We start from the raw sequence: 25,195 nt of genomic DNA on the forward strand, positions 1-25,195 counted from the left end.
TGGCGATCAGTATTTGACCTTCAGCGTCACGCCGTAGGTGCGCGGGGCGCCGAGATAGGCGTTGTAGGTCGCCGTGTCGGTGGCCTGGTTGTAGAAGGTGCCGTTCGCTTGCGGCGTCGTGGTGTTGGTGAAGGCCGTGCCTTGCAGCGGCGCGGCGAAGCCGACCTGGGTGTATTCTTCTTCCAGCAGGTTCTGGCCCCAGACCTCCAGCGTCCAGCGCTCGTCGGCCGAACCGATCGAGACCCGGCCGTTGACGACGGTGAAGGCGTCCTGGTTCTTGTAGGGCAGCAAATCCGAGCCGGTGTTGTATTCGGTCGAATACTTGGCCGACAGGTTGAAGCCGCCGCGCAGGCCGCCGCCCAGTTCGCGATCGAACGCCAGGGCGCCGGTCAGCGACCATTCCGGAGCGAACGAAGCCCGCGCGCCCGGCAGCAGCGACAACTGCGGGAAGCGGCCGGGGCTGGACAGGTCGCCGGCGCCGAACTGGCCGTATTTGGCGTCGGTGTAGGTTACGCCGCCCTGGAAGCTCAGGCCCTCGACCGGGGTGAACCAGACCATGTCGGCGTCGACGCCGCGCGAGGTCAGTTCCGGGATCGATTCCACCACGAAGGCGGTGCCCAGGAAGGTGTTCAGCTGGAAGTTCTCGAACTTCTGGTCGAAGTAGGTGACGTTCAGCAGCATGGTGCGGTCGAACAGAGTCGTCTTGACGCCCGCTTCATAGCTGTCGACCGTCTCGGCCTTGAAGAACAGCGAGGCGTCCGGCGTCACGCCCGTCTGCACCCGGTCCATATTGTAGCCCGCGCCCTTGTAGCCGCGCGCATACGAGCCATAGACCATGATGGACGGGTTAAAGCGGTAGGACGCCTTGATCGTGCCCGACAGGTCGGTGTCGCTGAACTTCTCCTGAATCCGGCGACCGTCATACAGCGGGTTGGACCAGGGCAGGCACAGCAGACCGAGCGCGGCGGCCGGGGTGGCGATATTGGCCGTGCCGGGGATCGGCGACACGGTGCGGTTGGCCGGGTTCTGATTGGCCAGGGCGCCGCCGCAGGCCGCGCCGTTGGTGCCCAGGTTGTCCTGAATCCCGAACAGACGCTTGCTGTCGTAGGTGTAGCGCAGACCCAGGTTGATATCGAAGGCCTCGGTCACCCGATAGGTGTTGTTGGTGAAGACGGCGACCGATTCCGAACGCTGCGAATAATGGTCCTCATAGGCCTTGCCGGCCGCGAAGGTCGGGGCGGCGGCGCTGGGCGGCACCGCGCCGATGACGCACAGCGGCTGACCGGCGGCCGCGCCGGCGGTGCCGACCAGGAAGCCGTTCGGATTGGTGAAGCAGCCCAGGCGCGAGGGGCTGGGGCCGCCCACGGCCGCCGGTAGCGAGGCCGTCAGCAGTAGGGAGGCGAAGGCGTTGTAGTCCGAGCCATAGACATAGCTGTCGTCGCGATAGACGCCTTCCTTGGTGGCGAACAGACCGACCAGCCAGTCCAGCTTGTCCGAGGTGCCGGCCAGGCGGAACTCTTGCGTCAGGTTGTCGACGCCGTAGCCGTTCGAGCCGTCGTTGGCGCGGTACAGGATGTCGGCGCCGGTGTAGTCCAGGTCCATCCCTTGCTGGAACGACCAGTCGCGCCACGAGGTCTGCGACGTCAGGGTGGCGTTGATGCTGGGGAAGTCGATGGTCGCTTCCGCCGACAGACCCATGTCCTCGATCTCTTGCGGCGTCTCGCGGTTGGAATAGGCCAGACGCGAGAAGGGCACCGTGCCGAAGCCGGCGACCGGCGGACGCTGGCCCGGGCCATTCGGCGCGGTCAGGGCGGCGATGAAGGCCTGGGTCGGGCCGACGCGCGTCTGCACGGCGACGCAGCAGTATTCCTCGCGCTTGGTGTAGTCGGCGATCAGGCGCACCGAGACGTCGTCGCTGGGCAGGATCAGCAGCTGGCCGCGCGTGGTCCAGTAGTCCTGGGTCTGGTCATCCTTGCGGGTGTTGGGGCCGTCGCCGTTGTTGACGTCGTAGAAGCCATCACGCTCGCGGTGCGCGACGAACAGGCGGCCGGCGATCTGGTCGGTCAGGCCGCCAGTGACGGAGACCGAACCGCCGATGGCGCCGAAGTTGCCGCCGGTCAGTTCGCCCGCGATCGAGGGATCGAACGAGGGGCGCTCGGTGATGATGTTGATGACGCCGGCCGAGGTGTTCTTGCCGAACAGGGTGCCCTGCGGGCCCTTCAGGACCTCGATGCGGCTCAGTTCGCCCAGATCGCCGAAGCCGACCGAGTTGCGCGAGCGATAGACGCCGTCGATCACGACGCCGACCGAGCTTTCCAGGCCGGGGTTGTCGCCGACGGTGCCGGCGCCGCGGATGCGCACGGTGGTGGAGGCTTCCGACTGGGTCGAAGTGACGGTCATGCCGGGCGTCAGGATCTGCAGATCCTTGATGTCCTGCACGCCCGCGCCGTCCAGCAGTTCCTGCGACAGGGTCGTGACCACGATCGGCACGTCCTGCAGGCTCTGCTCACGCTTCTGGGCAGTGACGATGATGTCGTCGACGGTCGCCGGGGCTTCCTGCGCGGCGGCGACGCCGGCGAATCCCATGACAGCGGCGCCCATGACGGCGGCGGACACAGTGGTCCTGAGTTGAAGATTGCGGCGCATAGGCGTCCTCCCGGCTGAAGCCGCGACGCCAGTGGCGATCGCAGCGTTTCCTGTTCCCTCGACGTCCCCTACGTGGGGGATCATTCGTTAGGGACAGGCTAAGCGCGGTTCGGGCCGACCGACAAGCGAGCGTTGTTCGCCGCGACGATTTTTCGCCGCGGATTCGCCTTTGTGTGTCAGGGAAGCGACAGAAAACGCTGACGCTAGGTCAGTTTTTGCTCGTCTTTCGGCCCCAGAGGCTCCACCTCAGGGTGCAGGGCGGCAGGATCCACCTGGCGGCTCCGACCGGCGAACCCCAGCACCAAGGCCGCCGCGATCGCCGACAGGATCGAGCCGCCGATGACGCCCAGTTTGACCTCGACCTGCTCGGGCGAATCGACCGCGCCGGGGAAGGCCAGGACGCCGATGAACAGGCTCATGGTGAAACCGACCCCGCACAGCAGGGAGACGCCGTAAACCTGTAGCCAGCTGGCGCCCGTCGGCCGCGCGCCGATCCTCAGCGCCGAGGCCAGCCAGGCGGCGCCCAGGACGCCGATTTGCTTGCCAAAGAACAAGCCCAGGGCGATGGCGATGACCAGGGGCGCGAACGCCTGCTCCATCGACAGGCCGGCGAAGGAGACGCCCGCCTTTGCGAAGGCGAACAGCGGCAGGACCAAAAAGGCGTTCCACGGATGCAGATCGTGCATCGCCTCCTTCAGCGGGCTTTGACCGTCTTCGGCGCGCCCCTTGATCGGCACGATCATGGCGAAGGCCACTGCCGTCAGGGAGGTGCTGAGGCCCGACAGCACGGTCAGATACCAGACCAGGGCGAACCCCAGCACCCAGAAGGGCGCGGGGATGCGGATGCGGTGCGCCGCGACCGCGCCGACAGCCAGAGCGCCCAGCGCCCAGAATAGCGGCGTCCAGTTCGCGCCCTCGCTGAACAGCACAGCGATCAGGGCGATGGCGCCGAGGTCGTCAACGATGGCCAGGGTCAGCAGGAAGACCCGCAGCGACGAGGGCAAGCCCTTGCCGACAAAGCCGAAGATGGCCAGCGCAAAGGCGATGTCGGTCGCCAGCGGGATGGGCCAGCCCGCATGCGGCGCGCCGATGGCGCCGGACAGCAGCAGATAGACCGCTGCAGGCCCCGCCATGCCGCCAAGCGCCGCCAGCACAGGCGTCGCCAGCTTCTTCGGGTCGCTGAGTTCGCCGCGCACGATCTCGTATTTGATCTCCAGCCCCACGACGAGGAAGAAGATCGCCATCAGACCTTCCTTGATCCAGTCGGAGATCGTCTCCTCCAGCCGGATCGGGCCGATCTGCAAGACGTGGTCGCTCTTCAGCCAGGCGAAATAGTCGGCCGACCAGGGCGAGTTGGCGATCGCCACGGCGGCGATGGCGGCGAGCGCCAGGGCCGAGCCGGATGCGGCCTCGGTCTTGAGGAAATCAAGTGTCAGTTTGCGCGCCACGGCGGCCTCCAATCGAACGGAAGTTTCGTCGTGACGCCAGGTTATCGACGGGCGTCGGACCGGATTCGCAAACCAAACTCGGCGCGCCGGCCTGGCCGCACGGGGCGACCTGATGGCTGGGGCCAGAATAGAGGATCAGGGCGGCCAAGCCAAGCCAAAGCAGGTTAGCCGCGCGGGCCGAACAGGATGAGCCCGGCGCCGATCAGACAGACGAGGCCGCCCAGAATGTCCCAGCGATCCGGCGGGGTCTTCTCGACCAGCGCCATCCAGATGAGGGAGGCGCAGATATAGACGCCGCCGTAGGCCGCGAAGGCGCGGCCCGCCGCGTCGCTGGGGACCAGGGTTAGGAGCCAGGCGAAGGCGATCAGGCAGGCGACGCCGGGCGCCAGCCACAGGGGTGAACGATCCAACTTCAGCCAGGCCCAGAAGGCGAAACAGCCGCCGATCTCCGCCAACGCCGACAGCGGATAGATCAGCCAAGGTTTCACTCGGGAGTGTCCGTCTTGGCCTTCGCCGCCCGCTCGGCCGCCAGCTTGGCCAGGACCCGGCCGCGGCCGCGCGACAGGGCGTGGATGGCGCCGCGCATGGTGGCGACCTCTTGCTCCGAGAAGGCGGCGCGGCCCAGCATGACGCGCAGGTTCTGGCTCATCGAGCGCTTCTTCTCGGGCGGATAGAAGAAGCCGCCGTTTTCCAGCTCTTCCTCCAGGTGCTCGTACATGCCGACCAGCAGGTCGTTCGACGCCGGCGGCTCGCTGTCGCGAAAGCGCGGCGGCGGGGCGTCCAGGATCAGGGTGCGCCATTCGTAGGCGTTGATCGCCACGGCCTGGGCCAGGTTCAGCGAGTGGTGCTTCGGGTCGATCGGAATGGTGACGATGCCAGCGCACAGGGCAATATCGGTCGTCTCCAGCCCGGCGCGCTCGCCGCCGAATAAGAGGCCCGTCTTCAGGCCCGAGGCCGTGTCGTCATAGAGGACGCGGCTGGCCTCGCGCGGCGTGCGCACGGGCTGGCGCGTCTCGCGCGGGCGGGCCGTCGTGGCGAAGACGGTGTTCAGGTCGGCGATGGCCTCGGCGACGCTGTCGAACACCCGCACCCCGTCCAAGACCCAGTCGGCGCCCGAAGCCGTGGCCCAGGCCCGCTCCTGGGGCCAGCCGTCGCGGGGACTGACCAGGCGCAGGTCCGACAAGCCGAAGTTGGCCATCACCCGCGCCACGGCGCCGATGTTCTCGGCCATCTGCGACTTGTCGAGGATGACGGCGGGAGGTGTCAGCTCGGACAACGCAATCAGTCCTCGCCCACCATGGCGATCCAGGGGTCGGTGGTTCCGGCCTCGACCTCGGCGACCTTGACGGCGGGCCAGCCGATGGAGGCGCTGCCGGATGCGGTCCAGGCGGCGACGATGAAGTCGCGCAGTTCACCGGCGCCCGCCGCCAGGCGTTCGTTGACGAAGGCCGCGCCGCGCGGGTCTGCGTCACGGAAACCGCCGGCCTTTTCCAGGCGATAGAAGGGGATCACCGTGCCGAGCGTCGTGGTCAGATAGGAGACGGTGCGCGCCTTGACGTCGAACCCGTCCAGTTTGGCGGCGGGCATGGCGGCCTCGACGGCGTCCAGACGGGCGACGCGGTTGGTGAACTCGCCCTCGAACACAGCGTGGGTCTGGCGCGAGTTGGTGAAGCCTTCCGGGTTCGGGAAATCGCCCCAGCCGTTGTAGTGGATGCTGGTGTGATGCGGTTGCGAGCCGTCGCCGACGTAGTGGCCCATCACGCCGATGTCGCGCAGGATCAGGGCCTCGCGGCGAATGCGGTCGGCGCGATACCAGGCCTGACGCTCCATATTGGTCTCGCGCTTCTCGGCGGCGTTCAGCACGCGCCAATAGGCGAAGTCGCGGCCTAGCTGCTGCCAGGCGTCCATCATGGCGTAGGGCAGATAGCCGGCGTCGTTGACGTCGAGACCGGCCTTGGTCAGGGCGGCGTCATATTCGGACTTCAGGCGCGGCAGGTCGTTGAGGCTCATGCCGCGCTGGTCGTAGACGCGCCCCTGATCGTCCAGGTCGACGAAGTGGGCGGTGTCGCGCTCGCGATCGTGCGGCTGGCCGGCGCCCTTCCAGCGGTCCGGCTCGCGCGCCAGTTCGCCCACATCGGCGATGGCGGCGGGGGTGCGCAGGAATGCCGGCAGATCGTCCGGCAGGGCCCGCATCGCCGCCACGCCAATCAGGCGGTGGCCGGTGTTGCCCCAGGCGGTGACGGTGACAGCCGGCGCGGCGACCGCGACGAGGGCCAGGGCGGCGATGGCGAGACGTTTCATGGATAAACCTCAACAAGGATCACGCCCGTCTAACGCATCCTTGATCGCGCCTCCAGCGTCCAAGGGGTGGTGCGAGGCGCATCGGCGCCTAGGTTATGAAGGCTCCCCCTTCGTCTGTTTCAGGCTCCACGCCCTTGGGGAGCGATGACGTGATTGCGTCGTCGCCGTCGTCGGACGGCCCTTCCAGTGGACGCCAGACCGAAAGGACATTCCCATGCGCACGCCCCGCATCGCCCTTCTTGCTTCCGTCGCCCTTCTTGCGACCGCCGCGACCGCTCACGCCCAAGAGGCATCGACGACGGCACAGACGCCGGTGGCCGCGCCGATGGCCGGCTCGACCACCTTCACCGATGACGAGCTGAAGAAGTTTGACGACGCCATGGCCAAGGTGAGAGCCGTCAGCGACACGCTGAACGGCGCCCAGCCGACGCCGGAACAGCAGGCGCAGATGGCCGCCGCAGTGCAGGATTCGGGGCTGGAAGTGACGCGCTTCAACACCCTATCCAACGCCGTCGCCGCCGATCCGGCCCTGTCGGCGCGCATTCGGGTGGTCAACGCCACGCCGCCAGCGCCCGGCACCCCTGCCGCCGCCGTGACGGACGACGAACTGAACCGCTTCGTCACCGCCATGACGCAGATCCGCGCCGTCACAGCCGAGGTGCAGAACAATCAGGCGACGCCCGAGCAGAGCGCCAAACTGACGGCGGCGGTCGAGGCGTCCGGCCTGACGACCGAGCGCTTCAACGCCATCTCGCAACTGGTGTCCGCTACGCCCTATCTTCAGGCCAAGGCGCAACTGGCCGGCGCGCGTCTGGAAAAAGGCGTTAGCCAGTAGGGATCAGGTGTCGGCGGGCTCGCGCCGGGTGTCCGGCGCGGCCGGACCCGCCTCATCCTCGTTCAGCAGACGGCCTTCGCGACGGGGCTTGATGTAGGGGGCGGGCTGGGGCGTCGGCATATTGCCGCGCATCAGCTGACGGCCGGCCTTGAGCCCGCCGGTCAGCTGCAGGTCCAGACGGGCCTCGTCGCGACGGCGCACGTCGCCGATGGTCTCGGCCGCCAGGGTCTCGTCCAAGCCCAGTTCGACCAGGGCGCGCTCGCCGAACTTGAGCGCCGACTCGAAGGTCTCGCGGATCTGGTAGTCCACGCCGGCCTGGATCAGGCGCATCGAATGCCCTCGGTCGAAGGCGCGGGCCATGATCCGGGTGGTCGGAAACTCCGACTTGACAAGTTCGACGATGCGGTCGGCCGCCTCGGGCTTGTCGACGCAGACCAGGACCATCTCGGCCTCCTCCGCGCCTGACGCGCGCAGGGTGTGCAGCTGGGTGCCGTCGCCGTAATAAACCTTGAACCCGAACTGGGAGGCGGCCTGGATCATCTCCACGTCGTTCTCGATGATCGACACATCGACGTCGCGGGCCAGCAGGGGTTGGGACACGACCTGGGCGAAACGGCCGAAGCCGATGATCAGCACCTGGCCGCGCAGGTCCTTGGCGAAATCCACGCCCTCGGCGCTTTCGGCGTCCTGGACCGGCTTGGGCGACAGCCGCGCGATCAGCAGCGAGGTCAGGGGCGTCAGGGCCATCGACAGGATGACCACCGCCGACATCATCGCCCCGATGCGCGCGTCGAACAGGCCGGCGGCGACGGCGGCGCCGTACAGGACGAAGGCGAACTCGCCGCCTTGCGCGAACAGGCCCGCACGCTCGATCGCCTCATGGTGCGAGGCCTTGAACAGGCGCGCGACGGCATAGATGCCCACGCCCTTGACCAGCATGAAGGCCACGACCCCGCCCAGCACCAGACGCCAGTCGGCAACGACCACCGAGACGTCCAGCGACATGCCGACGCTGAGGAAGAACAGGCCCAGCAGAATGGCGCGGAACGGCTCGACGTCCGCCTCCAGCTGATGGCGGAAAGTGGATTCCGACAGCAGGACCCCGGCCAGGAAGGCGCCCATGGCCATGGACAGGCCGCCCAGCGACATGGCCCACGCGGCGCCGACTACGACCAGCAAAGCCGCCGCCGTCATCACCTCGCGTCCGCCATATTGGGCCAGCAGGCGGAAGACCGGATTGACCAGATATTTGCCGGCCAGCAGCACACCGCCGACCGCCGCGACCGCGAAGCCGACGGTCTGCCACAGTGGCGGCGCCTGTTCGTTGGCCACGCCCAGCACTGAGGCCAGGACGGCGACGATGGCCAGGAGCGGCACGATAGCCAGGTCCTCGAGCAGCAGGATGGAGACCGCCCGCTGGCCCGGCCCGCCCGCGATCTCGCCGCGCTCCTCCAGCATCTGCATGATGACGGCGGTGGACGACAGGACAAAGCCCATGGCGCCGACAAACGCGACGGGTGCTGAGAAGCCGGCCAGCATGGCGGTAAGGGTCAGGATCAGGCCGCAGAACAGCACCTGGGCCGCGCCGAGGCCGAAGATTTCCTTCCTCAGTCCCCACAGACGTTTGGGCCGCATCTCCAGCCCGATAATGAACAGGAAGATGACCACGCCGAACTCGGCGACGTGCAGGATGGTCTCGGGCTCGCGGAACAGCTTCAGGCCGAAGGGACCGATGGCGAGGCCCGCCGCCAGATAGCCCAGCACCGATCCCAGGCCGATGCGCTTGAACACCGGCACGGCGAGCACGCCCGCAGCCAGCAAAGCGGCCGCCGCGCCCAGATCCAGTCCCGTCGTCGCCTCAGCCATCGCATTCCCCCAAGCTTGGCCTCTATTGTGGAGGTCCTGAGCGGCGATTGCGAGAGGACACGAAAGACACGCTGAAAGATCATCGTGCGTCGAGGGGGATTTGGCGCCACAGTTTCGCCCCATGACGACCCGCGACTGGCGGCAACAAAACAACCGGAGGAAGCCATGTCACGCGTCATCAGGATCGCGGCCCTGTCCGTTCTGAGCCTGTCGTTCGCCGCACCGCCGGTCGCCATGCCGACCGTCGCCCTGGCCAAGCCGCTGGATGGCGAACCGACGCCGGCGGCATGCCGGCCCCTTGGTTTTGAGCTGGGATCGCCTGAGCCCGTCGCCGCACCACCCGCGCCGCGCGCCGGTCCGCCGACGCCGCCGGTGAGGATCACGCCGACCCGCAAGGAAGATCGCGTCCCCTACGGCGCGCCGCCTCCGCCTCCGCCTCCGCCTCCGCCTCCTCCTCCGCCTCCATCGCCTGCCCCCGCGCCGTCATCGACGGCGGCCCAAGATATTGTCGTCACAGCCTCCCGGATCACGCGATCACCAGGCGCCCCGACGTCGCCCGGCATGATGACGCCGCCCCCTGTCGACACCGAACGCTATCCGGATGCGACGCCCAATCCGGTGAAGCGGGCCAGCGATCAGCCGGTGTCGACCTTCTCCATCGACGTGGATACGGCGTCCTATTCGAACGTGAAACGCTTCATCGACGAAGGTCGTGCGCCGCCCAAGGATGCGGTGCGGGTCGAGGAACTGATCAACGCCTTTGACTACGACTATGCCCGGCCGACCATCCAGACCCGGCCCTTCGCCATCACGACGGCGGTCGCGGCCTCGCCCTGGGCTGACGGGCGTCAGATAGTGCACATCGGCCTGCAAGGTTATCAACTGCCGGCGGGCGAGCAGCGGCCGCTGAACCTGACCTTCCTGGTCGATGTCTCCGGCTCGATGGGCAGCCCCGACAAGCTGGATCTGGCCAAAAAGGCGATGAATCTGGCCATCGACCGGCTGAGGCCGCAGGATACCTTGTCCGTCACCTATTATGCGGAAGGCGCCGGCACGACCCTGCAGCCGACCAAGGGCGACGAAAAGCTGAAGATGCGCTGTGCGGTCGCCAGCCTGAAGGCCTCGGGCGGCACGGCCGGGGCGACCGGCATGACCAACGCCTATGACCAGGCCCAGGCGAACTTCGCGCGCGACAAGGTCAATCGTATCCTGATGTTCACCGACGGCGACTTCAACGTCGGGGTGACCGACAACAAGCGGCTGGAGGACTATGTCGCCGACAAGCGCGGGACGGGCATCTATCTGTCGGTCTATGGCTTCGGGCGCGGCAACTATCAGGACGCGCGGATGCAGACCATCGCCCAGGCGGGCAATGGGGTCGCGGCCTATGTCGGGGACCTGAGGGATGCGCGCCGGCTGTTCGGGCCGGCCTTCGACAAGGGCGCCTTCCCTATCGCTGACGACGTCAAGATCCAGGTTGAGTTCAATCCCGCCCGCGTCGCCGAATGGCGGCTGATCGGCTATGAGACCCGGCTGCTGAACGAGGAAGACTTCAACAACGATCAGGTCGATGCAGGCGAGGTCGGATCCGGCGCCAGCGTCACGGCCCTGTACGAAATCACCCCCGTCGGCGGCCCGGCGCAGATTCCCGATCGGCGCTATCCCGACAACCGTATCGGGGTCGGCGGCGGCGATCCGAACGGCGAGATCGGCTTTATCCAGGTGCGCTACAAACAGCCGGGCCAGAGCCGATCGGACCTGATCCAGCAGCCGCTGACCAATCGCGCGGGCGGGTCGGTCAGCGCCCAGCCGCCCGAGGCCACGCGCTGGGCCATCGCGGTCGCCGGCTTCGGTCAGAAGCTGCGGGGCGATCCGTGGATGACGGCCGACTATGGCTGGGACCGGATCATCGATCAGGCGCAAGGGGCCAGGGGCGAAGACCCCTATGGCGACCGGGCCGAGTTCGTTCAGCTGGTGCGGGCGGCCCAGGGCCTACCCCCGATGCGGACGCCCTGACCGGAACCGCCACGCTCGCGGCGGGTTTTCCAGCGCAACGCTTCAACCAAGGAAACCCGCCATGAAGATCCGCGACGTGATGACCAGGGACGTGCACCTGGCCCGCCCCGCCGACACCATCCAGGACGTGGCCAGCCGCATGGCCAAGGGCGGCTTCGGCTTCGTGCCCGTGGCGGACGGCGATCAGCTGATCGGCACGATCACGGACCGCGACATCGTGGTGCGCGCCCTGGCGACGGGCGCCGCCTCGAGCGCCTCTGTGGTGGAGTTCATCACCCGCGATCCGCAGACAGTGCTGGACACCGACGACCTGAAGGTCGTGCTGGACCTGATGGGCGCCAAGCAGATCCGCCGCGCCCCGGTCGTGGACAAGCATGGCCGCGTGGTCGGCGTCGTGTCGCTGGGCGACCTGTCGACGCGCGTGAAAGAGAAATACGCCGGCGAGACGCTGGAAAGCATTTCGCGTTAAGACCTGCGTAACCGCGCCCCGACACCGGGCGTCAAGGATCGTCGTTCATGCTGTTCCTTCGAATATCGGAGGATGGCATGGCGCGCGCACAGTTCCAGAAGGGCCAGAAGGTCTGGGTCGAATGCGTCGGCGCCTGGGCCTTCATCGAACAGGTCCAGCCCGTCTGGGCCAAGGGGTTCGAAGAGCCCGTGCGCGTCACCTACGACGTCGGTCTGGGGCGCGAGTTCACCGCCAACGAACTGTTGCTGGCGACCGACGATCCGGCCTCGGATCAGGGCTTGGGCGAGTGGCGGCTGCTGCGCGCGCGCAACAAGTGGCAACTGCCCGAGGATTGCCTGCATCACCCCCACCCCGGCACCTATCCGGTCGTCGTGACCGATCGGGCGGACTGGGGCGGTTGGCGTGTGCCGGGCGCCGAATACGACCGTGACCCCCAGCACATCGAGTTTCAGGCCCGGCTGATCGCCGCCGCGCCCCAACTGATGCGCCTGGCCCAGGATCTGGTGGATCTGGTCGCCGAAACACCGGAGGATGCGCCGCCGGCCGTCCTGACCCTGGCCCGACAGGCGCGCGATGTGCTGCATGGGGTGACGCGGGTGCTGGAGCCCGCGCCCGACCGCCTGCTGTCGCCGGTCGCCGCCGCTTAAAAACCCGTTAAAAGCGCGCGCCGAGCCTCGACACGAATCCGCGACGCAGCCTAGATTCCCGCGACGAAGTGTTTGTCGGAGGGTCGGGGCTTGCGGGACGAGGAGCGGCGGGAAAATCGGTCGGGGCGTCGCGCCTCCGACCGCGCCGCCGGCGCGCCCGCCTGGTTGCGGATCACCGTCCTTGTCCTGGCGCTGATCGCGGCCGCTTACGCCTTGATGGCGTCGCGCGAGTTCAGCCGCCCGACACGCGAAATCAGCCGCCTGGAGGCCGAAAACCTCAAGCTCAACGCCGAGTTGGTCGCCAGCCAGACAGCAGCGTTGATCCAGTCGGCCGAAGCGGGCCTGGCCGCCGGCCGCACCGCCGTCGCCGCCAAACGCGCCCCCATAGAGGTCGTCGAGGCCGCGCAGGCCGCCGCGCCCCAGGTCGCCTTCACCCTGGTCGGTCCCGGCGAGACGGTGCAGGCCGCCAAGGGCGAAGGATCGGTCGTCGCCGGCCAGGCCAATGCCGACGGCCTGAGGCTGGAGGCGCGGATCGCGCCGGTCCTGCCGAAAGGCGGCGAGACGCGGATCGTGTCGGCGGGCGGCGTGGTGCTGGCCTCCGCACGCGCCGCCGAGATCGGCCAACCCATCCGCACCCTGATCGGCGTCGATGCCTCTGCCCTGGTCGTTCAGGCCGAACCGCGCGCCGTGAAACTGGGCGGCCAGGCCGGCCTCGCTGCGGCCGCTCAGGCCCGGGCGGGCGGCCCGTATGTGGTCGCGATCTCGGAGGGGACGACCGCCTCCTTCTTCGACGACGCCTGGGTGGTGCTCGCGCCACTAATGCTGGGGGTCGGGGTCGTGGTCCTGTTCGTCCTCTATGGCCTGCGCCAGACGCGCCAGCACCGCGAACGGGTGGCCACCGAAAAGCGGTTCCGCATCGCCGTCGAGGCCGCGCGGTGCGGGGTATGGGAGTGGGATCTGGCCAAGGGCGAGGTGTCGCTTTCGGACTATATGGCCGCGCTGCTGGGCTTTTCGCGCGGCGGTGTGACCGACGCCGAAGATGTGATCAGCCGCGTCCATCCCCGCTTTCAGGAAGATTTCCGCCACGCCCTGCGCCAGGCGGCGGCCTATGGCGCCTTTGAGATCACCTTCCCGGTGGCGGGACCGGACGGGCGGGCGCGGTGGATCGACGCGCGGGGCCAGGCGCGCGGCGAGCGCGGCGACATGGGCTTTTCCGCCATCCTGGGCGTGGCGCTGGACATCACCGAGGCCCGCCGCGCCAAGGCCGCCGCCCAGGCCGCCGAAAGCCGGCTGCGCGACGGGGTGGAGAGCATCTCCGAGGCCTTCGTCCTGTTCGATCGTCAGGGGCGGCTGATCCTGTGGAACCAGGCGTTCGAGGACGCCTTCGGCTTCGATCACGGCGTGGTGCGGCGCGGCGCCATGAAGGACGAGCTGAACCGGATCGCCGGCCTGGCCATCAAGGCCGAGCATCGCCCAGCCAGCGGTCGTGCGGGCCTGCGCGAGGTCGAGCTGAACGACGGGCGCTGGCTGCAACTGTCCGAGCGGTTCACCTCCGAAGGCGGCTCGGTCGTCACCGCCGCCGACATCACCGCCATCAAACGCCAGGAGGCCGAGCGCCGCCGCGCCGCCGACGATCTGCGGGCCACCGTCGATCAGCTGGAATCCAGCCAGGAGAAGCTGTCGCTGCTGGCGCGCAAATACGAGGTCGCCATGACCCGGGCCGAGGCCGCCAACCAGGCCAAGTCCGAGTTCCTGGCCAATATGAGCCACGAACTGCGCACGCCGCTGAACGCCATCAACGGCTTCTCGGAGATCATGGCCAGCGAGCTGTTCGGGCCGCTGAACGAGAAATACAAGGGATACGCCGGCGACATCCTGAAGTCGGGCCAGCATCTGCTCAGCCTGATCAACGACGTCTTGGACATGGCCAAGATCGAGGCCGGCAAGATGACCCTGCACTATGAGCCGGTGTCCTTGCGCGAGGTGTGCGAGGACGCGGTGCGGCTGATGCGCGGCAAGGTGCAGGAGGCAGGCCTGAAGATCGCGGTCGAGGCCGGCGACCTGCCCGACATCGAGGCCGATCAACGCGGCGTCAAACAGGTGATGCTGAACCTTATCTCCAACGCCGTGAAGTTCACGCCTGAGGGCGGCTCCATCGTCGTGTCGCTGAAACCCTTCGTGGGCGCGCAGGGCGAGGACCGTGTCCGCGTCGCCTGCGCCGACACCGGCATCGGCATCGCGCCCGAAGACCTGGTGCGCCTGGCGCGCCCGTTCGAACAGGTCGAGGGCCAGCATTCCAAGACCACCCAGGGCACCGGCCTGGGCCTGGCCCTGACCAAGTCCCTGATCGAAATGCATGGCGGTCAGCTGAGCATGGAAAGCCAGCCGGGCGTCGGCACGGTCGTCAGCTTCGACCTGCCGGTGAAACGCCCGGATCAGACGGTGCAGCCGATTCGGGCGGCGTTCGCGGCTTAAGGCTTTGGCATATATGGCCAGCCGAAAAGCTGCTGCGGTTTTCGGCCTATCCGAGACCTTCTGCCCGTAGGCTGCGAGCGCGAACTGTTGAGCTTTTTCGGCGGCCCGATCAGAGTGCATCCATGAGCCTCCGATCCCTTTTCGCCCTTGGTCTCCTCACTCTCGCCGGATGCGCTCCATTTCCGAAAGGGCCGCCTTTGATCGGGTACGATCCGGCTCCTTACGGCGACGCATTCCGGGCGGCGGCGACGGAAGCGGTCATCCGGAAAAAGCTGGGAAAGAGCTTCTACGAAGCCTTCGGCGACAAGGCCTATACGATCGGCAAGTCCGGCCTTTGCGCGGAAGACTCGCTCCAGCAGTTCTTCTCGCTGCAGCAGGGATGTGCGCTGCTCGGTCCAGGCGACAATCAAGACTGCCGCGAACTGGAGCTTTGCATCCGGCTCACATTGAACAGCGCATTATTTAGAGATCCAGAGATCAGGTCGGCTGTCGAATCCGCTTTGCTACGGCCCTGCGATGCGCTCACTCCGCCTCGAGATCTGCCATATGCACGATGGCCTTCGGCCATTGGCAAGCCCGCGACCGCCAGTTGGGACTTGCTTGGCTGTAGCAGTCGTCGTCAGGTGGATGGGCGCGACATCGCGTTTCACGAGAACGGCGACCAAACCGTGATTTCATTCACGATTGGCCGCACTTAACGCAAGCAGGCCTCTAGCAACTAGATATGCTAGCCACCCGAAGAGGACGCTCGCAGCGTTCGCTCAAGACAACACGCCGGCCCTAAACCAACTCCACGCCCATCGCGGTGGCTTCGCCGCCGCCGATGCAGAGGGCGGCCATGCCGCGGGTCTTGCCGTGGGATTTCAGGGCGGACAGCAGGGTGGTCAGGACGCGGGCGCCGGAGGCGCCGAGCGGGTGGCCCAGGGCGCAGGCGCCGCCGTTGACGTTGATCTTGTCATGGGGGATGCCGAGTTCCTGCATGGCGATCATCGGCACGATGGCGAAGGCCTCGTTGACCTCCCACAGATCGACGTCGTCGGCGCTCCAGCCCGCCTTCTTCAGCGCCTTTTGCAGGGCGAAGACCGGGGCGGTGGTGAACAGGTGCGGCTCGTGGGCATGGGCGGCCTGACTGACCACGCGGGCGACCGGCGTCAGGCCCAGGGCCTGGGCGGTCGACTGGCGCATCATGACCAGGGCGGCGGCGCCGTCCGAGATCGAGGCGGCCGAGGCGGCGGTGATGGTGCCGTCCTTGCCGAAGGCAGGTTTCAGATTGGGGATCTTGGACGGGTCGGACCGGGTCGGCTGTTCGTCGCGGTCGACGGTGACGGGACCTTTGCGCGTCTTGACCTCGACCGAGGCGATTTCGGCGTCGAAGGCGCCTGTCTCCTGGGCGCGCTTGGCCCGGCCGGCGCTTTCGATGGCGTAGGCGTCCTGCTGCTCGCGGGTGAACTGATAGTCCTTGGCCGTGTCCTCGGCGAACTGACCCATGAGCTTGCCGGGGGTGTAGGCGTCCTCCAGCCCGTCCAGATACATGCTGTCGGAAATGACGTCGTGACCGATGCGGGCGCCGCCCCGGTGCTTTTGCATCAGATACGGGGCGTTGGTCATGGACTCCATGCCGCCCGCCACGATCACGTCGGCCGAACCGGCGGCCAGCGCATCGTGCGCCATCATGGCCGCCTGCATGCCCGAGCCGCACATCTTGTTGATGGTGGTGGCCTCGGTCGAGGTGGGCAGGCCCGCGCCCATGCCCGCCTGTCGCGCCGGCGCCTGGCCCAGGCCCGCAGGCAGGACGCAGCCCATGATGATCTGCTCGACTTTGTGCGGATCGAGGCCCGCGCGGTCCAGCGCCGCCTTGACCGCGACGGCGCCCAGGTCAGTGGACTTGGCGTCGGACAGCGCGCCCTGGAAACCGCCCATCGGGGTGCGGGCGTAGGAGACGATGACGACGGGATCGGCGGACGTGGTCGCGGACATGGGGACGGCTTCCTCTATTTCGGGCGAGAGATAGCGATCCCGGCCGGTCAGGAAAAGTGCAGCCGCCGATACTTGCCTCGGAAATAGAGCAACGGATCGCGGCGCGGCTCGAACCGGGCGCGCCGGACCCGGCCGATGATGACCAGGTGATCGCCGGCCTCGACGATCTGTTCGGTTCCGCATTCGAAACTGGCCAGGGCGCCCGAAAGGATGGGCGCGCCGGTGTCCCATGTCTCCCACGCCACGTCCTGGAACCGGTCGGCCTGAGATCGGGCGAAGACGCCGGAGGTCGGCTGCTGGCCGATATGCAGGACGTTGATGGCGAAATGTTCGGCCTGGCGGAAACGGTCGACATTGGTGGACGAGCGGGCCAGGCAGAACAGGATCAGCGGCGGGTCCAGCGACACCGAGGAGAAGGAGTTGGCGGTCAGGCCGACGGGCTGTCCGGCCTCGTCCAGGGTCGTGACCACCGTGACCCCGGTGGCGAAACAGCCCAGGGCGTCGCGCAGGGTGCGCGGGTCGGAGCCGGCCTGATAATGCAGGGCGTCGCGCGGGGCGTGGCGTTCGAGGAAGCCCAGGAGCGCGGCGTTCTCGGCCTCGACCGCGTCGGACGCCTCGGCGCGCGCAATCGTCTGGATCGGGACGCCGGCCAACTGTGTCTCAAGCTCGGGCGAGACAGCCCCCTGCCCTTCGGCGACGACCATCAGACAGCTGGCGAGGGCCGGGCCGGTGACGGCGAGCGCAGGGACGACGGCCGCCAGCGTCGTGTCGGAACAGACGATGGCCGGTCGAGAGGGAAGTTCGGTCAGCAGTCGACGCAGGGCGGCGGAGCTGTCATCCGCCTCGTCGAAGTGGGCGGTCAGCATGACGTTGCGGCCGGCCTCGACCAGCGCGCGCACCGACCGGCGCCAATCGCCGGACAGACGCTCGGGCGCGCCGATCAGCAGGACGATGGGATCCTCGGGGTCGCCCCAGCTTTCGACGTCCAGGCCTCCGTTCGGGGGCGGCGATGCGGTCATGAGGCGAGGCGGTCCGGTCTGTCGTGAAGCGTGAGAGCGATCCCTATTAGGGGAAGACCGGCGCCCGGCGCCAGAACTGTATCAGCCGCCGTAGCCTCGGCCGCCGCCGCCGAAGCCGCCGCGCGAGACGACGGTGGTGCGGCTCTGCACCCGCGTCGGGGCCTGACGGGCCACGTCGCCATGCTCGCGCGCATTGGTCAGGGTCTTGCCGGTGCGATAGTCGCGGTAGGCGTAGCCGCCGCCGTAGCCGTTCGACAGCCGCCCTTCGCGGTCGCGATACAGCGGTCCGCCGCCGCGATAGCCGCCGCCGTTCAGCAGCTGGCCGACGATGAAGCCGGTCAGCAGCGGGCTGAAGAAGGAGCCGCCGTTATTGTTCGGCTGGCACTGCGACGGTCCCCACTGGCCCTCGCACTCCTCGCGGGTGGCGTAGCGCGGCGCGGTCTTGGCGGCCTCCTGCTGAGCCTTGGCCAGGGCGGCGTCGCATTCGTTGTCGGGAATGTCGTTGGCGGCCTTGCATTCGTCCAGCGACTGATAGGCCAGGGTCGGCTCGGGCTCGGGCGCCGGCACGCGCTGGGGCGAGCCGCAGGCGGCCAGCGAGAAGCTGGCCGTCGCCATCATGCTGCTCACGTGCAGGACGCGCGAGCGCTTGAGCCGGCGCATGGTGTCGGTCTTGGCCAGGTTCTGGGGCAGGTCTTTGGGATCGGTCATGGCGGTCACGACGTCATGCAGGCGGCGTTGAGCAGGCCGACGCAGATGGAGATGGAGGCCAGATAGACGGCCGCGGCGATCTCGCCCGCCTCGATGCGGACGACCAGATTGCGGAAGGCCATGCGGCTGATGGCGACGAAGACGACGATCTGGATCACGCCGGCCAGCAGCGCCCAGGCCGCGAACTCCATCAGGCTGACGGTGTGCGACAGCGCCGAGGCCAGAGGCAGGACATAGCCGATCAGGGCTCCCCCGAGCGCAATGGCGGCGGCCGTGTTCCCCTCACGGATCAGCGTATGCTCGTGATACGGCGTGACCCACTGGTAGATCAGCTTGAAGGCCAGGGTGAAGGCGCCCGCCATGGCGAAGGCGATCAGGAAGGCGATCGCCCCCTGCTGAAAAATGAACCAGTCGAACATCGGTCTTGCCCCCTTCGGATTGCGTGCTCAGGCGCGGAACTCGGCCATTTCCAGCGGAATGCCGATCATGATTTCGTGCGTGGTGTCGCCGCCCTCGGGCTGCTGCTCCAGGGCCAGCATCAGCTCGCGCCCGCCGCCCAGTTCGCGCGCATACAGCATGCAGGTCTGGAAGATCTTGGCATAGGGCGCGGTCGCGGCGCGGTCGTCCCAGATCGTCTCCCACAGGGTGACGGGCGGCTGGATGGCGTCGCTCTCGGCGAACCAGAACCGGGGATAGTCGGGCAGCTCCTCGGCCGCGCCGTGAAAGACCGGCGCCGACAACCGATCGCGCCAGATGCGGCGTTCGCGCTCGCCCGGCGGATAGGCCGAGGTCCAGGGCACGAACAGGCTGAAGTCGTAGGATTCCAGACCGGCCTCGTCGTCGCTCATGGCCTGAAGCATGACGTGGTCGTCGGTGTAGAATCGATGGACGAACTGGCCGCTGTCCAGGCTGACCAACCCCTGGGCCGAGATGTCCAGCACGTCGCGATCCAGAGCGAACTGGGTCTCGTCGCCCAGCCGGCGCCAGGCCAGCGGGTCCAGCGACACGGTGCGGCCCACGGTGATGTTGCGCACCGTCGCCAATCGATTGGCAGGCGCGACCTTCTCCGACGATCCGAAAAGCTTCTTGAACATGGGCGACTATCTAGGCCCGATGCGCGCCGACGGCGAGCGAACAGAAGCGATGCGACCGAATGAGGCGGTTCATGGCGCGACATTCCGTCCGATCTTGCATCAAGTCAAGCGTTCATGTTACGCGTTTCATGTAACGATATGCCAAACGACGGATCGCCCTCTTCCACCGCCAACGACCGCATCCGTGCGTGGCGACAGGCGCGTCGTGAGGCCGGCTTGGTCAAGCTGGAGCTTTGGGTGCCGGCCGCCGCCCGCGACGACGTCAAGGCGGCCGTTCGCGCCATCGTCACCGATTCAACACGCGGACCGCAGCTTGCGGGGCGCCCGCGCCGCCCCACTTCCGATTCCATCCCCCCTGGAGACGACCATCAAATGGACGCCGTGATCGAGACCCCCTGGACCGTGCCCGCCATCAAGGCGGCGCTGGACGGCTCAACCCTGCTGCGTGACGGCGAAATGACCCTGCGCGTGGTCGAGGGCGCCGAGCCGGTGCTGCTGGCGACCATGCACGAATACGGCGACCTGCCGGTCTATCTGAGCGTCGGCGGCGCCCAGATCGTCTGTTCGGTCCTGCTGTGGCCGGTGTCGGAGCAGAAGGACCGCCATGCCTTCAACGAGTTCCTCCTGAAGGCCCAGCGCGTGGTGCCCCTGTCCAACTTCGCCATCACCAATGTCGGTGGCGAAGACGTGTATGAGCTGATGGGCGAACTCTCTTGCAAGACGACGCTTCAGACCATCCTGATCGAACTGCGCACCCTGGCCGAGAATGCGATCGACGCCACCGAACTGCGTGAAACCTTCGGCGCCGACGCCGCCTGATCCCGGAAGACCGACCATGTCCATGCTCAGAAAACTGTCCGCCCTGTTCCGCGGCACGGCCCACGATGCGGCCCAGGGCGTCGTCGACGCCAATGCGCTGAAGATCCTCGACCAGGAAATTCGCGACGCCGACAATGCGCAAGGCAAGGCCAGAGACGATCTCGCCGGCCTGGTGGCGCGCCGCCGGATGGCCGAAAACGAACTTGCATCGTTCAGGGACCAGATCGCCAAATACGAAAGCTCGGCCCGCACCGCCCTGGGTCAGGGCAAGACCGATCTGGCGCGCGAAGTCGCCGGCCGCATCGCCGAGCTGGAGGTCGAGATCACCAGCCGCGGCCCGCTGATCGAGGACATGAAGACCGCCGAGACGCGCCTGCGCACGGCCATCGCCTCGACCGATCAGAAGATCGAGACGCTTCGTCGCGAGATCGACATCGTCAAGGTCAACGATTCCGTCCAGAAGGCCCAGACCTCCGTCGCCCTGAACTCGGCCGGCGCCCAGTCGCGCATCGGCTCTGCGGCGGACAGCCTGCAACGCATCAAGCAGCGCCAGGCGATCCAGGAAGAGAAGCTGAACGCCAGCCAGGCGCTGGAGGATCGCCGCACCGGCGCCGATCTGGACGCCAAGCTGCGCGAGGCTGGCATTCTGCCCGGTCACTCCTCGGCCGACGACGTCCTGGCGCGCCTGAGCCAGCCGGAGGTGACGGTGGTCACGCCGCGCATCGGCCAATCCACGCCCGACAAAGACCCGGCCTGATCCATGGAGCGTCTGCGCTTCGATCCCCGCACCGACTGGGACGCCAAGGCCGAGGAACTCGGCTTCACCTGGCGCCACACCGACGGCAAACCCTATTGGGACGAGACGGCGGCCTATGCCTTTTCGCTGGCCGAGATCGAGGACGGGATCGAGGCGCCGACCGAGGAACTGCACGGCCTGTGCCTGGAGCTGGTCAACGAGGCGGTTCAGTCCGAGCGGCTGATGGAACAGCTCGATATTCCCGAGACCATGCGGGACTATGTGGCCGACAGCTGGAAGCGGGGCGACCCGTCCCTCTATGGCCGGTTCGACTTCGCCTATGCCGGCTCGGGGGACGGGACGGGTCCGGCCAAGCTGTATGAATACAACGCCGACACCCCGACCAGCATCTATGAGACGGCGGTGTTTCAATGGCTGTGGCTGGAGGACCAGATCAAGGCCGGCGCCCTGCCCGCCGATGCGGATCAGTTCAACAGCCTGCATGAGAAGCTGGTCGATCGCTTCCGGGCCATCTTCCCGAACGGCGGCTTCGTGCATTTCGCCTCGGACGCCGATTTCGTCGAGGACCGCCAGACGGTACGCTTCCTAGAAGACCTGGCCCAGCAGGCCGGGCTGGAACCCCAGTTCGTCGCTATCGACCAGATCGGGCTGAACGCCGACGGCCGGTTCGTCGACCACGAGAACTGGATCATCCAGGCGATGTTCAAGCTCTATCCGTGGGAGCAGATGCTGCGCGACGACTACGCCGCGCCGCTGCCCACGGCGGACGTGACCGTGCTGGAGCCGGCGTGGAAGAGCATCCTGTCCAACAAGGCCATCCTGCCGCTGTTGTGGGAGCGGCATGCGGGCCACCCCAACCTGCTGGAAAGCTATTTCGAGGGTGATCCGGCCGAGGCGGCGCTGGGCTCGTCCTATGTGCGCAAGCCGTTGTTCTCGCGCGAGGGCGACAATGTCGAACTGATCGACCAGGGCGTCAGCGCCGCAGAGGTGGTGGACGGCGGCTATGGCGAAGGACGTCACATCCGCCAGGCGCTGTGCGATCCGCCCCTGTTCGACGGCAACCATGTGATCGTCGGGTCTTGGGTCGTGGGAACCGAACCGGCGGGCATCAGCCTGCGCGAGGACACGGGGCGCATCACGAGGAACACCTCGCGCTTCGTGCCGCACTTCATCCGCGACTGAGACGCAGGCAGGCAACCAAGCCGGACGACCATCGTTTTGTCGGCTGACATCAACCGACAAGAAGCCTCCCCATGCGCAACGTCCGCCTCGCCCTGATCGCCACCACCGCCCTGACCCTCGCGGGCGGCGCGGCAGTCGCCCAGACGCAATATCCTTCGACGACCCAGGATCGGCTGGGCGCAGTCGTGGGCGCCCTGTTCGGCGATCGTCTGGGCCTGTCGGCGATGGATCAGGCCTGGCTGCGCGGCGGCCGTCCGCTGCGTGACGGCCAGAGCCAGTTCTCGACCCGCGTGGACGCCAGCGTGCGCGCCGGAAGCGTCTCCGCCTCGGCCGCGACCCGGCTGCGCGCCGACTATTCGGCGCTGGTCGATTTGGAGAACCAATACGCCGTCGGCGGCATCTCGGCCCAGGAACGCGCCGATCTGAACGCCCGCTACACCGCCCTGACCCAGACGCTGGAAGCCAGCGCCTCGGGCTATGCCGACATGGACACCGTCGCCCAAGGCCGTGCGGACTTCGAGACCCGCGTCAACGCCGCCGTGACCGCGCGCCGCATCACCCGCACAGAGGCGACGCGCCTGAAGTCCGACTATCAGGCCCTGATCCAGCTGGAGAGCCGCTACAGCGCCGATGGATCGATCAGCGCCAGCGAGCGCGCCGATCTGGACGCCCGTCTGGACGCCCTGGACCTGCGGGTCGGCGACGGCCCGGCCGGACAGACGCCGTCCGCCAACCTGCCCGCCCGCACCCGTCTGGCGAACCTTGAAGCCACCCTGACCGCCGCCGAACGCTCGGGCGCCGTCAGCCGCACCGAGGCCGCCGACATCCGCGTCGAGGCCGGCGATCTCGCCCGCCTGGACACCGCCTACAGCCGCACTAGCCCCTCCTCCGACGACACGGCCTATCTAAGCCGCCGCATCGGCGAACTGGAAATGCGCGCCCGCCGCTAAGCCTGCGCGAGGACATCCCGCACGATCCGGCGCGGGATGTCCCCATCCTTCTAGGCTCCAACGCCAGCCCGCTCGCCGCTTGCCGTCAGCGCGGTCCTTCACAAGCGTCTCTTCAAAACCCTCTGGTCAGAACGCCCTTTCCGTGTCTATCTAAGAAGAATGTCTACCGGTGTCATAACCGGAAGCCGTCGATCAGAGCGGCAGACATGATAGGAGACGCGGCCAAGTCGGATGAGGGCGGATTACGCCCGACGCCTTACCGGCCGCGATTGGAGGGAGGACGCGCCATGAGAACAATCGACCGCCGCGCCGCCCTGACCGGCCTGTTGAGCGGCGTCGCCGCCTCAGCGCTGCCCGTGCGCGCGACCTTCGCCCAGACGAACGAGGAGGCCGCGCCTTTGGGTCGCGAATGGGCGTCGATGAAATGGCGTCGCGGCATCGAGGGCCAGCGGATCGCCGATCTCGGGAACGGGACCTTCCTGAACCCCATCATGTCGGGCGACCACCCCGATCCGTCGATCCTGAAGGACGGTGACGACTACTATATGACCTTCTCGTCGTTCGAGTCGGTGCCGGGCATCCACATCTGGCATTCGCGCGATCTGGTGAACTGGCAGCCGGTCGTCGCGGCCCTGACGACGAACATCGGTTCGGTCTGGGCGCCGGAGCTGATCAAGCACGAGGGCAAATTCTACTGTTACATCCCCGGCCGCTTCCCCGAGTATCGCTCCAACTACGTCATCTGGGCGGACAGGATCGAGGGGCCGTGGAGCGAGCCGATCGACCTGAAGATCCCGGCCAACATCGATCCCGGCCACATCGTCGGCGAGGACGGCAAACGCTATCTGTTCCTGAACGGCGGCGACCGGGTGAAGCTAACCGATGACGGCCTGGCCACCGACGGCCCGGTCGAGCGAGGCGTCTACAAGGCCTGGCGCTATCCTGACGACTGGATCGTCGAAGGCTTCGCTCAGGAAGGGCCGAAACTGCTGAAGCGCGGCGACCATTTCTACATGATCACCGCTATTGGCGGCACGGCGGGGCCGCCGACCGGCCACATGGTCATCGCCGCCCGGTCGAAGTCGATCAACGGCCCGTGGGAGGACTGCCCGCACAACCCCATCGTCCGCACCGCCTCGGGCGCCGAGAAATGGTGGTCGCGTGGCCACGCCACCCTGGTCGAGGGACCGACCGACGGCGATTGGTGGATGGTCTATCACGGCTATGAGAACGCCTACTGGAGCCTGGGCCGCCAGACCCTGCTGGACCCCATCGAGTGGACCGACGACGGCTGGTTCCGCGCCAAGGGCGGCGACCTGTCCCAGCCGATCACCAAGCCCCGAGGCGGCGAAGCCGTACCGCACGGCATGGCGCTGTCGGACGACTTCTCGACCGACAAGTTCGGCATCCAGTGGAGCTTCTACGACCCGCAACCGAACGAGAAGGATCGCCTACGCCGCGAGAACGGCGTGCTGCACATGAAGGCCAAGGGCAAGGCGCCGGTCGACTGTTCGCCTTTGACCTTCGTCCAGGGCGAACAGGCCTATCAGATCGAATGCGAGATCGAGATCGACCCCGGCGCGGTGGCGGGCCTCATCCTGTTCTACGACCGCGCCCTGTATGCGGGCCTGGGTTTCGACGCGACCCGCTATGTCACCCACCAGTATGGGATCGAGCGGGGGCGTCCGGCCAATCCGCACGGCCGGCGCATGTTCATCCGTCTGACCAACGCCTATCAGAACGTCTATTTCGACACCTCGGGCGACGGGGTGACCTGGCAGCGGTTCGACCGCGGCATGGAGGTCTCGGGCTACAACCAGAACGTTCGCGGCGGCTTCATGATGTTGCGCCCCGGCATTTACGCCGCTGGCGAGGGCGAAGCTCGGTTCAAGAATTTCAAGTTCAAGGCGCTGTAATACGCGAGAACATTTTGGTGTGGCGAAACACGGGTTTTCGTTTTATGACACCGGTGACATTGACGCCTAG

The 25,195-nt window shown here is 67.4% G+C and carries 22 protein-coding genes; 11 read left to right on the forward strand and 11 right to left on the reverse strand.

Translation table 11 applies throughout. From position 1 onward, the window contains the following. Nucleotides 1-6: 6 nt before the first annotated feature. The 5 genes from BLR19_RS06615 to BLR19_RS06635 all read right to left on the reverse strand — a co-directional run bounded on the left by BLR19_RS06615 (nucleotide 7) and on the right by BLR19_RS06635 (nucleotide 6,395). Nucleotides 7-2,646 (reverse strand): TonB-dependent receptor, encoded by a 2,640-nt coding sequence (locus tag BLR19_RS06615; RefSeq protein WP_091748586.1) that lies wholly within the window; start codon nucleotides 2,644-2,646, stop codon nucleotides 7-9. Between the two features lie 203 nt (nucleotides 2,647-2,849). Then, nucleotides 2,850-4,094, reverse strand: a complete 1,245-nt coding sequence (gene nhaA / locus BLR19_RS06620; protein ID WP_091749180.1) for a Na+/H+ antiporter NhaA — start codon at nucleotides 4,092-4,094, stop codon at nucleotides 2,850-2,852. 164 nt (nucleotides 4,095-4,258) lie between these two features. Beyond that, nucleotides 4,259-4,582: a YnfA family protein gene (locus BLR19_RS06625; RefSeq protein ID WP_091748588.1), complete on the reverse strand. Its 324-nt coding sequence runs from the start codon at nucleotides 4,580-4,582 to the stop codon at nucleotides 4,259-4,261. Continuing rightward, a complete protein-coding gene (locus tag BLR19_RS06630; protein WP_091748591.1) occupies nucleotides 4,579-5,370 on the reverse strand; it encodes an RNA methyltransferase in 792 nt (263 codons plus the stop codon). Before BLR19_RS06630 ends, BLR19_RS06625 begins: the two co-directional genes overlap by 4 nt. A 5-nt stretch (nucleotides 5,371-5,375) precedes the next feature. Continuing rightward, on the reverse strand, nucleotides 5,376-6,395 hold the full coding sequence (locus BLR19_RS06635) for a phospholipase C/P1 nuclease family protein (protein ID WP_091748594.1): 1,020 nt from the start codon (nucleotides 6,393-6,395) through the stop codon (nucleotides 5,376-5,378). A gap of 214 nt (nucleotides 6,396-6,609) precedes the next feature. On the opposite strand from BLR19_RS06635, the gene BLR19_RS06640 reads away from it, so the two are divergent. Next, nucleotides 6,610-7,230 carry a DUF4168 domain-containing protein gene (locus tag BLR19_RS06640; protein WP_091748597.1) on the forward strand — a complete coding sequence of 207 codons (621 nt, stop codon included), beginning with the start codon at nucleotides 6,610-6,612 and terminating at the stop codon, nucleotides 7,228-7,230. Between the two features lie 3 nt (nucleotides 7,231-7,233). Here the strand turns inward: BLR19_RS06640 and BLR19_RS06645 are convergent, their stop codons facing one another. Further along, entirely contained in the window at nucleotides 7,234-9,096 is a 1,863-nt protein-coding gene (locus BLR19_RS06645; RefSeq protein WP_091748600.1) for a monovalent cation:proton antiporter-2 (CPA2) family protein, read from the reverse strand. Between the two features lie 165 nt (nucleotides 9,097-9,261). Here BLR19_RS06645 and BLR19_RS06650 point away from each other — a divergent pair, with 165 nt between their 5' ends. From BLR19_RS06650 to BLR19_RS06670, 5 genes are all read left to right on the forward strand, one after another. After that, nucleotides 9,262-11,112 carry a vWA domain-containing protein gene (locus BLR19_RS06650; RefSeq protein WP_091748603.1) on the forward strand — a complete coding sequence of 617 codons (1,851 nt, stop codon included), beginning with the start codon at nucleotides 9,262-9,264 and terminating at the stop codon, nucleotides 11,110-11,112. Nucleotides 11,113-11,173: 61 nt separating this feature from the next. Beyond that, complete coding sequence (locus tag BLR19_RS06655) at nucleotides 11,174-11,581, forward strand: CBS domain-containing protein (protein ID WP_039244248.1); 408 nt, start codon at nucleotides 11,174-11,176, stop codon at nucleotides 11,579-11,581. A gap of 77 nt (nucleotides 11,582-11,658) precedes the next feature. Continuing rightward, on the forward strand, nucleotides 11,659-12,228 hold the full coding sequence (locus tag BLR19_RS06660) for a hypothetical protein (protein WP_091748606.1): 570 nt from the start codon (nucleotides 11,659-11,661) through the stop codon (nucleotides 12,226-12,228). Nucleotides 12,229-12,318: 90 nt separating this feature from the next. Then, on the forward strand, nucleotides 12,319-14,703 hold the full coding sequence (locus tag BLR19_RS06665; RefSeq protein ID WP_091748609.1) for a PAS domain-containing sensor histidine kinase: 2,385 nt from the start codon (nucleotides 12,319-12,321) through the stop codon (nucleotides 14,701-14,703). 122 nt (nucleotides 14,704-14,825) lie between these two features. Then, on the forward strand, nucleotides 14,826-15,401 hold the full coding sequence (locus BLR19_RS06670; RefSeq protein ID WP_143007341.1) for a hypothetical protein: 576 nt from the start codon (nucleotides 14,826-14,828) through the stop codon (nucleotides 15,399-15,401). An 82-nt stretch (nucleotides 15,402-15,483) separates the two neighbouring features. Here the strand turns inward: BLR19_RS06670 and BLR19_RS06675 are convergent, their stop codons facing one another. From BLR19_RS06675 to BLR19_RS06695, 5 genes are all read right to left on the reverse strand, one after another. Then, nucleotides 15,484-16,680, reverse strand: a complete 1,197-nt coding sequence (locus BLR19_RS06675; RefSeq protein WP_091748614.1) for an acetyl-CoA C-acyltransferase — start codon at nucleotides 16,678-16,680, stop codon at nucleotides 15,484-15,486. A gap of 47 nt (nucleotides 16,681-16,727) precedes the next feature. After that, complete coding sequence (locus BLR19_RS06680; protein WP_091748616.1) at nucleotides 16,728-17,699, reverse strand: flavin reductase family protein; 972 nt, start codon at nucleotides 17,697-17,699, stop codon at nucleotides 16,728-16,730. A gap of 81 nt (nucleotides 17,700-17,780) precedes the next feature. Then, a complete protein-coding gene (locus BLR19_RS06685; RefSeq protein WP_218119330.1) occupies nucleotides 17,781-18,407 on the reverse strand; it encodes a DUF1190 domain-containing protein in 627 nt (208 codons plus the stop codon). Nucleotides 18,408-18,412: 5 nt separating this feature from the next. Then, nucleotides 18,413-18,826: a DUF350 domain-containing protein gene (locus BLR19_RS06690; RefSeq protein WP_017506364.1), complete on the reverse strand. Its 414-nt coding sequence runs from the start codon at nucleotides 18,824-18,826 to the stop codon at nucleotides 18,413-18,415. A 27-nt stretch (nucleotides 18,827-18,853) separates the two neighbouring features. Beyond that, entirely contained in the window at nucleotides 18,854-19,501 is a 648-nt protein-coding gene (locus tag BLR19_RS06695; RefSeq protein ID WP_066552480.1) for a YjfK family protein, read from the reverse strand. Between the two features lie 138 nt (nucleotides 19,502-19,639). Between BLR19_RS06695 and BLR19_RS06700 the strand changes: the two genes are divergently transcribed. From BLR19_RS06700 to BLR19_RS06720, 5 genes are all read left to right on the forward strand, one after another. Continuing rightward, nucleotides 19,640-20,320 (forward strand): DUF2170 family protein, encoded by a 681-nt coding sequence (locus BLR19_RS06700; RefSeq protein WP_091748622.1) that lies wholly within the window; start codon nucleotides 19,640-19,642, stop codon nucleotides 20,318-20,320. A gap of 16 nt (nucleotides 20,321-20,336) precedes the next feature. Beyond that, complete coding sequence (locus tag BLR19_RS06705) at nucleotides 20,337-21,077, forward strand: PspA/IM30 family protein (RefSeq protein WP_045811908.1); 741 nt, start codon at nucleotides 20,337-20,339, stop codon at nucleotides 21,075-21,077. Nucleotides 21,078-21,080: 3 nt separating this feature from the next. Then, nucleotides 21,081-22,259, forward strand: coding sequence for a glutathionylspermidine synthase family protein (locus tag BLR19_RS06710; RefSeq protein WP_091748625.1), 1,179 nt, complete (start codon nucleotides 21,081-21,083; stop codon nucleotides 22,257-22,259). A 71-nt stretch (nucleotides 22,260-22,330) separates the two neighbouring features. After that, nucleotides 22,331-23,209, forward strand: a complete 879-nt coding sequence (locus BLR19_RS06715; protein ID WP_091748628.1) for a hypothetical protein — start codon at nucleotides 22,331-22,333, stop codon at nucleotides 23,207-23,209. Nucleotides 23,210-23,496: 287 nt separating this feature from the next. Then, a complete protein-coding gene (locus BLR19_RS06720) occupies nucleotides 23,497-25,125 on the forward strand; it encodes a family 43 glycosylhydrolase (RefSeq protein ID WP_091748631.1) in 1,629 nt (542 codons plus the stop codon). Nucleotides 25,126-25,195 lie beyond the last annotated feature (70 nt).

Origin of the sequence: Brevundimonas sp. 374, from assembly GCF_900102995.1 — a bacterium.
Classification (GTDB): Bacteria; Pseudomonadota; Alphaproteobacteria; order Caulobacterales; family Caulobacteraceae; genus Brevundimonas; species Brevundimonas vesicularis_C.

Bases quoted from the DNA above. Each gene is read 5' to 3' on its own strand.
- BLR19_RS06645 (WP_091748600.1), bottom strand. From the start codon at position 9,096: ATGGCTGAGGCGACGACGGGACTGGATCTGGGCGCGGCGGCCGCTTTG.
- BLR19_RS06700 (WP_091748622.1), top strand. From the start codon at position 19,640: ATGCCAAACGACGGATCGCCCTCTTCCACCGCCAACGACCGCATCCGT.
- BLR19_RS06650 (WP_091748603.1), top strand. From the start codon at position 9,262: ATGTCACGCGTCATCAGGATCGCGGCCCTGTCCGTTCTGAGCCTGTCG.
- BLR19_RS06660 (WP_091748606.1), top strand. From the start codon at position 11,659: ATGGCGCGCGCACAGTTCCAGAAGGGCCAGAAGGTCTGGGTCGAATGC.
- BLR19_RS06655 (WP_039244248.1), top strand. From the start codon at position 11,174: ATGAAGATCCGCGACGTGATGACCAGGGACGTGCACCTGGCCCGCCCC.
- BLR19_RS06670 (WP_143007341.1), top strand. From the start codon at position 14,826: ATGAGCCTCCGATCCCTTTTCGCCCTTGGTCTCCTCACTCTCGCCGGA.
- BLR19_RS06720 (WP_091748631.1), top strand. From the start codon at position 23,497: ATGAGAACAATCGACCGCCGCGCCGCCCTGACCGGCCTGTTGAGCGGC.
- BLR19_RS06695 (WP_066552480.1), bottom strand. From the start codon at position 19,501: ATGTTCAAGAAGCTTTTCGGATCGTCGGAGAAGGTCGCGCCTGCCAAT.
- BLR19_RS06705 (WP_045811908.1), top strand. From the start codon at position 20,337: ATGTCCATGCTCAGAAAACTGTCCGCCCTGTTCCGCGGCACGGCCCAC.
- BLR19_RS06680 (WP_091748616.1), bottom strand. From the start codon at position 17,699: ATGACCGCATCGCCGCCCCCGAACGGAGGCCTGGACGTCGAAAGCTGG.
- BLR19_RS06710 (WP_091748625.1), top strand. From the start codon at position 21,081: ATGGAGCGTCTGCGCTTCGATCCCCGCACCGACTGGGACGCCAAGGCC.
- BLR19_RS06615 (WP_091748586.1), bottom strand. From the start codon at position 2,646: ATGCGCCGCAATCTTCAACTCAGGACCACTGTGTCCGCCGCCGTCATG.
- BLR19_RS06635 (WP_091748594.1), bottom strand. From the start codon at position 6,395: ATGAAACGTCTCGCCATCGCCGCCCTGGCCCTCGTCGCGGTCGCCGCG.
- BLR19_RS06690 (WP_017506364.1), bottom strand. From the start codon at position 18,826: ATGTTCGACTGGTTCATTTTTCAGCAGGGGGCGATCGCCTTCCTGATC.
- BLR19_RS06640 (WP_091748597.1), top strand. From the start codon at position 6,610: ATGCGCACGCCCCGCATCGCCCTTCTTGCTTCCGTCGCCCTTCTTGCG.
- BLR19_RS06675 (WP_091748614.1), bottom strand. From the start codon at position 16,680: ATGTCCGCGACCACGTCCGCCGATCCCGTCGTCATCGTCTCCTACGCC.
- BLR19_RS06715 (WP_091748628.1), top strand. From the start codon at position 22,331: ATGCGCAACGTCCGCCTCGCCCTGATCGCCACCACCGCCCTGACCCTC.
- BLR19_RS06685 (WP_218119330.1), bottom strand. From the start codon at position 18,407: ATGACCGATCCCAAAGACCTGCCCCAGAACCTGGCCAAGACCGACACC.